The organism is Microbispora sp. CL1-1 (assembly GCF_012034195.1).
GTDB lineage: Bacteria > Actinomycetota > Actinomycetes > Streptosporangiales > Streptosporangiaceae > Microbispora.
Window position 1 is genome coordinate 109,081 of record NZ_JAATEK010000014.1, and the last position, 12,507, is coordinate 121,587.

The 12,507-nt window shown below is 72.3% G+C and carries 12 protein-coding genes; 3 read left to right on the forward strand and 9 right to left on the reverse strand.

The genetic code is table 11. The features are described 5' to 3' along the window. Positions 1 to 85 precede the first annotated feature (85 nt). Positions 86 to 958: a LysR family transcriptional regulator gene (locus tag HCK04_RS42520; RefSeq protein ID WP_142648624.1), complete on the reverse strand. Its 873-nt coding sequence runs from the start codon at positions 956 to 958 to the stop codon at positions 86 to 88. A gap of 116 nt (positions 959 to 1,074) precedes the next feature. Between HCK04_RS42520 and HCK04_RS18695 the strand changes: the two genes are divergently transcribed. Next, complete coding sequence (locus HCK04_RS18695) at positions 1,075 to 1,938, forward strand: aldo/keto reductase (RefSeq protein WP_142648625.1); 864 nt, start codon at positions 1,075 to 1,077, stop codon at positions 1,936 to 1,938. 201 nt (positions 1,939 to 2,139) lie between these two features. Here the strand turns inward: HCK04_RS18695 and HCK04_RS18700 are convergent, their stop codons facing one another. Further along, positions 2,140 to 2,982, reverse strand: coding sequence for a hypothetical protein (locus HCK04_RS18700; protein ID WP_168066049.1), 843 nt, complete (start codon positions 2,980 to 2,982; stop codon positions 2,140 to 2,142). Positions 2,983 to 3,200: 218 nt separating this feature from the next. Between HCK04_RS18700 and HCK04_RS18705 the strand changes: the two genes are divergently transcribed. Further along, positions 3,201 to 4,025, forward strand: coding sequence for an SAM-dependent methyltransferase (locus HCK04_RS18705; RefSeq protein WP_142648628.1), 825 nt, complete (start codon positions 3,201 to 3,203; stop codon positions 4,023 to 4,025). Between the two features lie 389 nt (positions 4,026 to 4,414). Here the strand turns inward: HCK04_RS18705 and HCK04_RS18710 are convergent, their stop codons facing one another. The 7 genes from HCK04_RS18710 to ligD all read right to left on the reverse strand — a co-directional run bounded on the left by HCK04_RS18710 (position 4,415) and on the right by ligD (position 11,368). Beyond that, on the reverse strand, positions 4,415 to 5,218 hold the full coding sequence (locus HCK04_RS18710) for an ABC transporter permease (protein WP_142648629.1): 804 nt from the start codon (positions 5,216 to 5,218) through the stop codon (positions 4,415 to 4,417). Then, a complete protein-coding gene (locus HCK04_RS18715; RefSeq protein WP_142648630.1) occupies positions 5,215 to 6,189 on the reverse strand; it encodes an ATP-binding cassette domain-containing protein in 975 nt (324 codons plus the stop codon). The genes HCK04_RS18710 and HCK04_RS18715 overlap by 4 nt, the downstream gene beginning before the upstream one ends. Before the next feature lie 29 nt (positions 6,190 to 6,218). Then, the gene (locus HCK04_RS18720) at positions 6,219 to 7,064 is read right to left on the reverse strand and encodes a DUF4097 family beta strand repeat-containing protein (protein ID WP_142648631.1); all 846 of its coding nucleotides are present in this window, start codon (positions 7,062 to 7,064) and stop codon (positions 6,219 to 6,221) included. Between the two features lie 89 nt (positions 7,065 to 7,153). Beyond that, the gene (locus tag HCK04_RS18725) at positions 7,154 to 7,699 is read right to left on the reverse strand and encodes a toxin-antitoxin system HicB family antitoxin (protein WP_142648632.1); all 546 of its coding nucleotides are present in this window, start codon (positions 7,697 to 7,699) and stop codon (positions 7,154 to 7,156) included. Positions 7,700 to 8,048: 349 nt separating this feature from the next. After that, entirely contained in the window at positions 8,049 to 8,750 is a 702-nt protein-coding gene (locus tag HCK04_RS42530) for a TetR/AcrR family transcriptional regulator (RefSeq protein ID WP_240971565.1), read from the reverse strand. Between the two features lie 17 nt (positions 8,751 to 8,767). Continuing rightward, a complete protein-coding gene (locus tag HCK04_RS18735; RefSeq protein WP_142648633.1) occupies positions 8,768 to 10,384 on the reverse strand; it encodes an MFS transporter in 1,617 nt (538 codons plus the stop codon). 36 nt (positions 10,385 to 10,420) lie between these two features. Continuing rightward, on the reverse strand, positions 10,421 to 11,368 hold the full coding sequence (gene ligD, locus HCK04_RS18740) for a non-homologous end-joining DNA ligase (protein WP_142648634.1): 948 nt from the start codon (positions 11,366 to 11,368) through the stop codon (positions 10,421 to 10,423). Positions 11,369 to 11,602: 234 nt separating this feature from the next. Between ligD and HCK04_RS18745 the strand changes: the two genes are divergently transcribed. Continuing rightward, complete coding sequence (locus HCK04_RS18745) at positions 11,603 to 12,415, forward strand: methyltransferase domain-containing protein (RefSeq protein WP_142648635.1); 813 nt, start codon at positions 11,603 to 11,605, stop codon at positions 12,413 to 12,415. The last annotated feature ends 92 nt before the right edge of the window (positions 12,416 to 12,507 follow it).

Sequence of the window (12,507 nt, forward strand, 5' to 3'; positions counted from 1 at the left end):
CGGCCGTTCGGGAGGAGCCTTGGGGCCGAACCCCGAAGGCTTAAGAGGTGTTATATACCAATTTGGGTGATTTTTGACGCAAAAGTCAACGTGAGGCGTGGTAGATCTCCTCGAGCAATGCCGCCCCCGCGGCGCCGCCGGGCGCTCCGCTCACCGCCACGGTCTCCCACATCGGAACGGGATCGGCGAGTTCCAGGAAGCGCACGCGGGTGGTCTTGAGGGAGAACGACCGGGGGACCAGGGCGACGCCGAGGCCGTTGCCCACGAGATCCAGCAGGGAGTGGACGTCGGTGACCTCCAGGGCCACGTGGCGCTCGACGCCGGCGGAGGCGAGCGCCTCGTCGGCCCGCGTACGGGTGCCCCAGTCGGGCGGGAAGTCCACGAACCGCTCGCCCCGCAGCGCCTCCAGCCGCACCTTCCCGGACGCGGCCAGCGGGTGCCCCGGCGCGCAGGCCAGCACGAGCGGCTCGGACGAGAGAGGGGCCACCACAAGGTCGTCGGGCTCGTGCGCCGGGCGGGACACCAGGGCGAGGTCGAGGCGGCCCTCGCGCACCTGCTCGACCAGCTCGCCCGAGCCGCCGTGGCGCAGCCGGATGTCGAGACCGGGATGCGACTGCACGAACCCGGCGAGCACGGCCGGCAGGTCCACCGCGTGCAGGCACTGCAGCGAGCCGATGGACAGCGATCCGCGCAGCAGCCCCTGGACGGCGGCGACGGCCTCACGTGCCGCGTCGCTCGCGGCGAGCGCCCGCCTGGCCTCCACCAGCAGCGCCCTGCCCTCGGGCGTGAGCCGCACCTGCCGGGTGCTGCGGCGGAACAGGTCGGCGCCCAGCTCCCGTTCGAGCGCGCGGATGGAGGCCGACAGACCGGACTGCGCGATGCGCAGACGATCGGCCGCCCGTGTGAAGTGGCTCTCCTCGGCGACCGCCACGAAGTATCTGAGCTGCCGTAACTCCACCGCTTATCACCCACGCTGCTCAATGCGATCGGAATCTTCTGTTGGACGGCTTAATGCCGAATCCGCAGGATAGGACACAGAACTCTGATCTGTGCCATTCGAAGGGGGATCTTCTTATGCGGACTCGCCGCATCGGCGACGTGCAGGTCGGCGCGATCGGTCTCGGGGGCATGCCGATGTCCATCGAGGGGCGGCCCGACGAGCAGCGCTCCATCGCGACCATCCACGCGGCACTGGACGCCGGGGTGACGCTCATCGACACGGCCGACGCCTATCACCTGCACGCGAACGAGGTGGGCCACAACGAGACGTTGATCGCCAAGGCTCTGGCGAGCTACGGCGGCGACACCTCGGACGTGCTGGTCGCCACCAAGGGCGGGCATCTGCGCCCCGGCGACGGCACCTGGACGCAGAACGGCTCGCCCGACTACCTCAAGCAGGCGTGCGACGCCTCGCTCAAGCGGCTGGGCGTCGACGCGATCGGCCTCTACCAGTTCCACCGGCCCGACCCGCAGGTGCCGTACGAGGACTCGGTCGGGGCGATCCGCGACCTGCTGGACGCGGGCAAGATCCGCTACGCCGGCATCTCGAACGCCGACCCCGACCAGATCCGCCAGGCCAACGACATCCTCGGTGGCCGTCTGGTCAGCGTGCAGAACCAGTTCTCCCCGGCCTTCCGCTCCAGCGAGCCGGAGCTGGAGCTGTGCGCGGAGCTCGACATCGCGTTCCTGCCGTGGAGCCCGTTCGGCGGCATCACCAAGGCGGGCGAGCTGGGCTCGCGCTTCGCGCCGTTCGCGGAGGTGGCGCGGGAACGCAACGTGAGCCCCTACCAGGTGTGCCTGGCCTGGATGCTGGCCAAGGCGCCGGTGGTCATCCCGATCCCCGGCTCCTCGCGGCCGGAGACGATCCTCGACTCGGTCAAGGCCGTGGACCTGGAGCTGTCGTCGGAGGAGCTCAGCCGCCTCGACGTGGCGGGCTGAGGACCGGCACACCCGTCCGGACCGAGCGGACGTGTCCGGGCCGGGCTCACTTCTCCGGAGTCGTCTCGTCCAGGGCCGGACCGAGTCGTCCGGGCCGAGCTCACTTCTCCGGGGGAGCCGACCCGTCCAGGGGCGACTCCGGGGCCGGGGCGACTCCGGGGCCGGGCCGACTCCGTGCGAGCCGACTCGTACGGGGACGGCTCACTCGTCCGCCCACTGACGGTGCCGGGCGGCCGCGGCCAGCGCGGCGGCCCGCGCCGCCTCGGTCGGTGTGAACGGCAGGTCCGGCCGCCGCGCCACCAATACGCCCCCGGTGGGCACGGGAATGGTCATCACGGTCGGTTCCTCCGCGGGGACCGGCTCGCCGGGGCCGTGCATGCCGATGTCGGCCGTCCGCAGCAGTTCGGTCATGGCCGCGACCAGCTCGCCCGGGTCGTCGCGTACGCGGCGGCCCAGCAGCAGCGCCTGGATGCCGGGGTCGATGAGGTCCCTGACCTGGGCGGGGACGATCACGGCGTCCGCCCCGCCGGCCCGGTCGACCGCCTGCCACAAGTCGTGGGGCGTCAGCGAGGCGGGGGCCTCGACGATGAACTCGTCCAGGGCGTCGCAGCCTCCCGGCAGCATCGACGCGCTTCCGGCGGGCGCGATCTGCAGGGCGAGGATGTTGCAGTGCAGCCGGGCGAACGCCCCGGCGAGCGCGGCGAGGCGGCCGGGCCGTTCGGCGACCCTGGCGCGCACCCGCCACAGGCTCGTGGACTGCTCCGCTCCGGCCCGTGCGCGTAGCCGTACGCCTCCCGGGGCCGACAGCCGCCGGTGCACGGCCGAGCCGAGGATCAGCGCCAGGCCGAGGCCGACGAGGATCACCGGGCCGGGGTCGCGGTGGCCGAGCAGGGTGGTCAGCACGTGGGCGAGGCCGACGGCGAGGAAGAGCGCGGCCAGTTCCGCGATCTCCCGCCGCCAGGACCGCCGGTGCTGCGGGTGCTGGTGATGCGGGCCGGGAGACGCGTGACCGCCCCCGTCGGCGGCATTTCTCGGTTCGCTCATACTCCGAAGTCTGACCGGGCGTTGTTACATGGTCACCGTCCGTGGAATGTCGCCCGCATTAATCCGTTTTCACACGCCCGTCGTTCTCGCCGCCAGATCATCAGGGCGCCGGTCAGCCTCGTTCTGACCACCGCCCCCGTTGCCCGTGAGCCAATCTCGGGAGATGATCATCATCGTACGGAATCCGTGGGAGCGGTCCCACCAGCGAGGAGCGACGTATGGACGACTTCGGACAGGCGCTCGCGGGCATCGATCCCAACGTGCCCAGCGTCGCCCGGATGTACGACTACTACCTGGGCGGAAAGGACAACTTCCCGGCCGACCGGGAGGCCGCCGAGAAGATGCTCGCCATCGGCCGCCAGATGGGCAACGACGGGCGGGAGATCGCCCGGGAGAACCGCGGCTTCCTCGGCCGTGCCGTACGGCACCTGGCCGAGTCGGGGATCACCCAGTTCATCGACATCGGCGCCGGGCTGCCCACGCAGGAGAACGTCCACCAGGTCGCGCAGCGGCACGCCCCGGGATCGCGCGTCGTCTACGTGGACAACGACCCCGTCGTCCTCGTCCACGCGCGGGCGCTGCTGGCCGACAACCCGGACACGATGGTCATGAACGGCGACCTGCATGATCCCGGCGCCATCTTCGACGACCCGGCGGTGCGGGCCCACATCGACTTCACCCGCCCGTTCGCCGTCCTCCTGGTCTCGGTGTTGCACTTCGTGACCGAGGACGAGACCGCCGCCCGCATCGTGGCGGAGGTGCGCGAACGGCTGATCCCGGGCGGCCACCTCGTGCTGTCGCACATCTACAAGGGCGACATCGAGGAGGAGGTCGTGGAGGCGAGCAAGCAGGTCTACTCGGCCACGTCCTCCGGCGGGCTGGCGGGCCGGTCGCTCGGGCAGATCACGTCGTTCTTCGACGGGCTCAAGATCCTGGAGCCCGGCGTGGTCCCCGTGCAGGCGTGGCGTCCCGACGTCCCCTGGGAGGTGCCGACGGACCCGGGCAACTCCGGCATTCTCGGAGCCGTCGGCCGCAAGCCCTGACCCCGGCGCCCTGTGTCCTGCCCCGGCGCCTTGTGCTCTGCCCCGGCGCCCTGTGTCCTGCCCCGGCGCCTTGTGCTCTGCCCCGGCGCCTTGTGCTCTGCCCCGGCGCCCTGTGTCCTGCCCCGGCGCCCTGTGCTCTGACCCGGTGCCCGGTTCTGGGCACCGCGCGCCGCGCAGCGGGCATCCCGCACCAGCATCGCGCACCGCGCGCACCGCATCCTGCGCCCCGCATCCTGCGCCGGGCACCCACGCACCGCGCGTCGCATAGCCGGCAGCGGGCATCCCGCATCGCGCTGCGGGGGCGGCCGGACGAGCGGGCCGTACGACGGGGCGGCTCGCGGAAGCCCGCCACTGGTTCCGGTGGCGGGCTGTCGCGGCGGCGTGCGTGGTCAGGCGCTGACCGCCTTCTTGTAGAGCCGGGTCGCCAGCGGGACGAACACGACCAGCATGACGGCGATCCACAGCAGCGACGCCGGGACGGCGTGCTGCAGGGGCCAGGCGTCCGCGGTCTTCATCGCGGCGCTGGTGTTGCCGAAGAGCTCGCGCGCGCCCTGCGTGATGGTCGAGACAGGGTTCCACTCGGCGACGACGCGGAGCGGAGTGGGCAGCGCGGAGCTGTCGAGGAAGGCGTTGGAGATGAACATCAGCGGAAAGGAGAGCGTGGTGGCGACGTTGTTGAAGCTCTCCGGGGTGCGCAGGGCCAGCGCGACGGTCGCGGTGAACCAGGAGAACGCGTAGGCGAACAGCAGCAGCAGCCCGAAGCCGAGAACGACCTCGTGCGGCGAGGAGTGCACCCGCCAGCCGACGATCAGTCCCATCACCGCCATGACGACCAGGCTGGCGAGGTTCATCAGCAGGTCGCTGACGGTCTGGCCGATCAGCACCCCGGACGGGGCCATGGGCAGCGAGCGGAACCGGTCGAAGATCCCCTTCTGCAGGTCCAGGGTCAGCGTGTAGCCCGTGACCTGCGCGCTCACGAGCACGGCCTGGACGAAGATGCCGGGGATCAGGAACTCTCGATAGGACATCCCCGGGACGTGGATGACGCTGCCGAAGACGTAGGCGAACATCAGCACGAACACGATCGGGAACATGATCGCGGAGCCGAGCAGGTCGGGCGATCGCCTGATCTTGAGGGTGTTGCGCCTGGCGATGGTCCAGCCGTCGGCGATGGGCATGGTGAGCGCGTTCATCGAGCGGCCTCCCGGGCCTCGGAGTCGGTGCCGGACGCCTGGTGCCCGGTCAGCGTGAGGTAGACGTCGTCGAGGGTGGGCCGCCGCAGTCCGGCGTCGCGCACCCGGACCCCGGCGTCGGCGAGCAGGTCGAGGACCCGGCGCAGCGACTCGACTCCGTCGGTGACCGATACGGTGACCTGGAGCGATTCCGGCACGGTCCGCACGTCGCCCGCGGCGAACCGGGCGAGGGTCTGCCGGGCGGTCTCCAGCTCGGCGGCGTCGGTCACGGTCAGCTCGATGCGGCTGCCGCCGACCTTGTCCTTGAGCTCGTCGGCGGTGCCGCGGGCGATGGCGCGGCCGTGGTCGACCACCATGATCTGGTCGGCCAGGCGGTCGGCCTCCTCCATGTACTGCGTGGTGAGCAGCAGCGTGCTGCCGCCCGCGACGAGTTCGGAGATGGTGTCCCACAGCGCGGCCCGGGCGCGGGGGTCCAGGCCCGTGGTGGGCTCGTCGAGGAACAGCACCGGCGGGTCGGCGACCAGGGCGCCCGCGAGGTCGATGCGGCGGCGCATGCCGCCCGAGTAGCCCTTCACCGGACGGTCCGCCGCCTCGGTGAGGTCGAAGCGTTCGAGCAGCTCACGGGCGCGGGCCTTGCTGTGCCGTGCGCCCAGGTGGTAGAGCCGTCCGATCATCTCCAGGTTCTCGGCGCCGGTGAGGTGTTCGTCGACGGCGGCGTACTGGCCGGACAGCCCGATGGACGAGCGCAGCCGCCGGGCGTCGCCGACGACATCGCATCCGGCGACGGTGGCGCGGCCGCCGTCGGGCCGCAGCAGCGTGGTCAGGACCCGCACCGTCGTGGTCTTGCCGGCGCCGTTCGGGCCGAGCAGGGCGAGGACCGTCCCCTGCGGGACGGCGAAGCTCAGCCCGTCGAGAGCGGTCACCTCGCCGTATCTCTTGACCAGTCCTTCGGCCGTGATCGCGTCGCTCATAGGGGGTCTCCTTGCTGGGTGTGCGGAGGTCAGGACCGGTGGATGTCGATGTCGCCCCAGTTGGTGTTCGCGTGCACCTCGGCGACCCTGTCGGTGGTCCCGGGGCCTTCGGCGGGGTCGAGGGTGTTGCGCACCACGCCGTTCTTGGAGTGCACGTCGAGCCACGCGGACGTGCCCTCGGCGATGCCGACGCCGATCTTGCCGTAGCCGGTCTCCAGGTGGATGGTGCCGCTCGCCACCGCGTGCACCCGGATGCCGCCGTGTGCGGTCTTGGCGGTGAGGTCGGCCACCGCGCGGTCGACGGCGATGTCGCCGTGGGCGGTCTTCAGCTGCAGCGCACCGGTCGCCTCGCCGATGGCGATGCCGCCGGTGGAGGTTCGCAGCGTGCCGGGGCCGTCGATGGTCTCGATCCGGATCGCCCCGGTGGACGTGGTCACCTCGGCGGGGCCGATCACCCGGTCGACCGAGACGTCGCCGTACGACGCCCTGATCTCCAGCGGGCCGGTCTCGTCCAGGCGCAGGTCGCCGTACGAGCTGTGCAGGACGGCCTGGCCGAGCGGGCCGGTGGCGACGAGCCCCATGGCGCCCTGGGTCTCGACGCGGGAGCCGGCCGGCAGCTCGATGGTCACATCGATGGAGCCGCGCCACGGCAGCAGATATCGCAGGGCCTTCGGCTTGGGGTCCTTGACCAGCAGCCGTCCGCCGGAGAACTCGACGATGATCCGCTCGGCGACCTGCACGCTCGCCTCGCTGGAGGGGTCGCTGGGGCGCACCTCCACCACGGTGTCGGCGCGGTCGCTCGCGTGGACGCGGACCTGGCCGAGGTAGATCTGGATGTCGGCGGTGATCGGCTCGGGGGTGTCGAAAGCGGGCATGGCGGAGCCCTCCTCATGGGTCCGGTGGAACATCCCGGCCTCGGGGCCGGGCGAAGAGTGGTGGCGGGGTGACGAGACCGGGGGCGCCGCTAGCGCACCCAGCCGGTGTAGCTGCGCCCGCTCCGGGGCTGCTGCGGGCGGCCGGCGGGAGCACTCCCGGCGCCCGGCTCGAACGCGGCGGAGACGGCGCGAACCAGCCAGGCGTTGACCGAGACGCCCTGCCGGGCGGCCGCCTCTTCGACCCGCACCTTGAGGTGCTCGGGCAGGCGCAGGGTCACCCGCGCGGTGCCGCCCTCCTCGCCGTACGGCTGCGCGGCGGGCGGGGTGGCCTCTGCCGCCGTCGGCGGCGCGGTCTCCGTCACGGCGTCAGCGTCCTCCGGCGACGGTTCCGAGTGCGGTGGCGTCACCACGAACGCCGGGTCGCCACCGCGGAGCCGCACGTCGACCGAACCCTGGGCGAGATCTCGGGTGATCTCGTCCGCCGCCGCCGACAACGCCTCCAGCAGGGTGAGCCTGGTCGCGGATTCGAGAGCGCTCGTGAGGCGTTCGGCGAGCTCGCGAGCATCGGGACCGCCCGCCTCGGCGGCCACGGTGAGCTGACGGCGGAGGTTCTCGACGTACGGCATCAGATCCATGACCCAACTATGACGCCATTATGACGTCACGTCAATCGTTAATGACGTCACGCGGCATCATAGTGATGTCATATGAGGACGGCCGTCCAGAAAACGGCAGTACAGAGCGGATGCTAGGTGATGTCATGAATGCGCCACACGGCGGCGGGGAACGGCGGGTGGGTGCGGCAGCAGGGAAACGGTGCAGGTTGACGCCACGAGCGGCCTGACGCCGCCTTCGCGCGTCGGCCGGCTCACGCACTGCTCGATTAGACGCCGCCCGCGCGCATCGACCATCTCGTGGGTCAACCGGCCCGCGCTCCGGCCGGCTCGTGAGCCGGCCGGTGTCGCGTCCGCCGGTCGGCGGGGGTCAGCGCAGGGCGCGGGTGAGCACGTCGAGGGTGATCTCGATGATGTCGTCCGGGCCCGCGTCCGCCGCCGTGGGCTCCTGCTCGTGAGCCGCGGACTCCAGGCTGTGAGCCGCCGGATCCGGGTCGTGCGCCGCAGCGAGCTGCGGGTCGTGGGCCGCCGGCTCCCGGTGGTGTGCCGCGTCGGGCATGAGGCGGCGGGCGCCCGCCCGCAGCACGCCCCACGCCAGCTCGGCCCGCAGCGCCGGGTGGTCGGTCCCGGCCTCGCGCAGCGCGTCGGCGAGGGGTGCGATCAGCTCGCCGTGCAGCTCGTCCACCCGCACCCGGCACTCGCCCGGCAGCCCGATCGCCTGCAACGCGGGGATCAGCGCGTAGTCGGGGCTGCCGACGAAGTCGAGCGCGGCCCTGCCGTACGCGCGGATCCTGGCGGGCAGGGAGGCGTCCGGACCGGTGGGGGCGATGGCGGCGCGCAGGCGGGCCGACCAGCGGGGAAAGGCGTCCTCCACGAGCTGGGCCAGGATGTCGGCGGTGGAGGAGAAGTAGCGGTAGACGCTGGAGCGGGCGAGGCCGATGCGGGCGCCGACGGCCGCCGGGGTGAGCGCGTGCACGCCCTCGGAGACCAGGATCTCCCGCGCCGCCTCCAGCAGGGCGGCGTGCTGGTTGGCCCGGTGATCCGCGACGGTCGCCGCGCTGATCCTCGGCATTACCCCCTCCAGGGTCGCTACATGTCCAGGTCGCGACCTCCAGTATCCGGCCCGCCCGCGGCGACCGGCTCCGGCGACTCGTCCTTCGCGACCGGCGTGCGGGGGAGCAGGAGGGTGACGCCGACCCCGGCGAGCAGCGCCAGCGCCGTGATGAACGTGACCCTGCGGGTCGACTCGGCGGCGGCGTCGACCGCCACCGCGTGGATCACCGGGTCGCGGAGCGCGGGAATGGCGGCGCCGGCGCTTTCCTCGACCGCGCGCGCCGCGCTCGTGCGCACCTGTTCGGGCCGGTCGGCGAGCCCGCGTTCGACGGCCGAGCCGAGCCCGGACACCAGCACCCCGCCGAGGATCGCGACGCCCAGCGCCGCGCCGAGCTGGCGGACCGTGCTCTGCAGCGCGGACGCGCCGCCGGACAGCCGCGCGGGCACGTCGGCCATGAGGACGCCGGTGAGCTGCGCGGTCGCGAAGCCGATGCCCGCGCCGTAGACGAGCAGCCACGGCACGGGCCGCCAGGCGCCCATGTCCGCCGAGAGGGACAGGCCGATCCCGGCCGCGCCGACGGCCTCCAGGGCGAGGCCGATCCGCACGATGGTCCGCGGCGACCACCTCTTCGACAGCGGGGGGACCATCCCGCCCGCCAGGAAGGTGCCGAGGGCCAGCGCGGCGATGACGAGGCCTGCCCGGAAGGCGGTGTAGCCGAGCGCGGACTGCAGGAAGAGCGGCAGCACGAGGATCATGCCGAACTCGCCGAGCGCCACGATCACCGCCGCCATCGCGCCGTAGCGGAAACTCGGCAGCTCGAACAGGGTCAGGTCGACGAGCACCGCCAGGCCGGCGCGCCCGCGCCGCCGTTCGCGCACCACCAGAGCGACCAGCGCGACGATGCCGACGCCGAAGGCGAACGGCACGGGGGAGACGCTCTCGAACCGCAGGCCGAACACGTCCGCGATCCGGCGCGGCTCCCACCAGCCGTACTTCTGGCCCTCGATCAGGGCGAAGACGACGCCGGTCGTGCCGAGCACGGCGAGGACGAGCCCGAGCAGGTCACCGCCCGTCGCGTGGCCGTCCCGCGACTCGGGCACCCGCAGCGAGCCGAGCAGGAGCAGCGCGGCGATGGGCAGGTTGATCCAGAACGCGGCCCGCCAGCCGTATTCGGTGACGAGCCAGCCTCCCGCCAGCGGGCCGACGGCGGCCATGCCGCCGATGATGGAGCCCCAGACCGCGAAGGCGATCACCCGCTGACGGCCGACGTAGACGCGGTTGATGATCGCGAGGGTCATCGGCACGGCCATCGCCGCCCCCACGCCCTGCACGGCCCGTACGCCGATGAGCATGGGCCCGTTCACCGACATCGCCGCCAGCACGCTCGCCAGCAGGAAGACCGCGACCCCCAGGGCGAACAGGCGGCGCCTGCCATAGCGGTCGCCCGCCCGGCCGAAGGGGATGAGCAGCGCCGCGAACATCAGCGAGTAGATCGAGTTGACCCACTCCACGTCGGTGGCGCCGAGGCCCAGGTCGGAGATGATCGCGGGCACCGCGACGTTCACGATCGTGGCGTCGATGACGACCATCGACACGCCCGTGGCGAGCACGATGAGGGGTATCCAGCTCTGGCGCGATGTTTGCGACGACATGTCGCGAACTATAGCAACACGCTGTCGCCAACTCGCTCACGAGCGCCGGGCGCGGGCGCGGCGCTTGCCCTCGTGCATGGCCTGCACGCGGGCGACCGGGATCGTGTGGCCCTCCTCGATCAGATCGCGGGGCAGCCGCTGGGGCTCCGGCATGAGCGCGGCCCAGGGGTCGTCGTCCCGCAGCAGCCCGGCCGCCGTGTGGACGGTGAAGTCGCCGGGGGCGATCCGGTCCAGGTCGTCCCATGCCACCGGGAACGACACGGGGACGCCGGGCCGTACGCGCGGGCTGTAGGCCGCCACCACGGTCGCCCCGCCGGATCGGGTCGAGTCGATGAACACCTTGTCTCCACGGTCCTCGCGGATGAACGCCGTCGTGGCGAGGGCCGGATCGAGACGCTCGGCGCGTACGCCGAGCGCGCGGGTGGCCGCGGCGACGTCCACGGTCGCGTGCGCCTCCAGCGGCACGAACACGTGCAGGCCCTTGGCGCCGCTGGTCTTGACCGCGCCCGACAGGCCGGCGTCGGCCAGCGCCCGGCCGACCAGGCGGGCGGCGGCGACGGCCTGCGGGAACGCCTCGGCCGACGGCGGGTCGATGTCGAGCACGAGATGGGTGGGACGGTCCCACTCGCCGGCCCGGACGAGGGCCGGGTGATACTCCACCGCTCTCTGGTTGGCGAGCCACAGCAGGGTGCGCCGGTCGTCGCACAGCGCGTACGACACCCGCCGCTGCGACGACTCGGCCCAGACGGTGACCGTACGCACGAAGTCCGGGGCGTAGGAGGGCACGTTCTTCTGCATGAACGGCGCCTGGCCCTGCCGCACCCGCACCACCGACAGCGGCCGGTCGCGCAGCACCGGGATGATGCGGTCGCGGACGGCGTCCAGGTAGTCGACAAGGTCGCGTTTGGTCGCGCCCGCGTCGTCGAAGAGCGGCTGGTCGAGGTTGGTCAGCGTGACTCCGTCGCGCACCTCATCGCTGGTCATCCGATCACCATGCCCGCGCTCGGGCCGGGGAATCAACCGTCGAGCGGGGCCGGATAGCCGCGCAGCACCTTCTTCGGCTCGCGCGCCTCGGCCTTCCGCGGTGTCCGCTTCGGCCTGCCCGCCGATCGGGTGCCGACGTCCTCGGCGCCATTGCGCCGCCTGCGCAGGCGGCTGTCTGTCTCTGAATATGAGATGTAATTGCTCAAATAGCGAGACATATGGAAGGGTGTCCACATGGCACACGAAACGGCCGTTTACACCCACGGCTTTCACGAGTCCGTCCTGCGCTCCCACCGCTGGCGTACGGCCGCCAACTCGGCGGCGTACCTGCTGGGCGTGCTGAAGCCCCACATGCGGATCCTGGACGTCGGCTGCGGCCCGGGCACGATCACCGCGGACCTGGCCGGGCTGGTGCCGGAGGGCGAGGTGATCGGCCTCGACACCGGGCCCGAGATCCTGGAGCAGGCCCGCCGCGAGGCGGAGGGCCGCGGGCTGGGCAACGTGAGCTTCACGACCGGCGACGTGCACGCGCTCGACTACCCCGACGCCTCCTTCTGCGTGGTGCACGCCCACCAGGTGCTCCAGCATGTCGGCGACCCGGTGGGCGCGCTGCGCGAGATGCGGCGGGTGACCAAGCCGGGCGGGATCGTCGCGGTGCGCGACTCCGACTTCGCCGGCTTCGTCTGGTATCCGCAGATCCCGGCCATGGACGACTGGCTGGACCTCTACCGCCGGGTGGCCCGCGCCAACGGCGGCGAGCCCGACGCCGGCCGCCGCCTGCACGTCTGGGCCAGGGAGGCCGGATTCACCGACATCACCTCGTCGTCGTCCACCTGGTGCTACGCCACCCCGCAGGAACGGGAGTGGTGGGGCGGGCTGTGGGCCGAGCGCACGGTCCAGTCGTCGTACGCCGACCGTGCGGTCGAGAGCGGCCACGCGACGCGGGACGATCTGCGGCGGATCGCCGACGGCTGGCGGGAGTGGGCCGCGAGCGAGGACGCCTGGTTCAGCGTCCTGCACGGCGAGATCCTCTGCCGCGTGACCTGAGCGCCCCGCTCGCGGCCATGCCGCCCGGTGCCGCCCGGTGCCTCCCGGTGTCGCCCGGTGCCTCCTGGCGGTCAGGGGGAAGGATGGAAGTG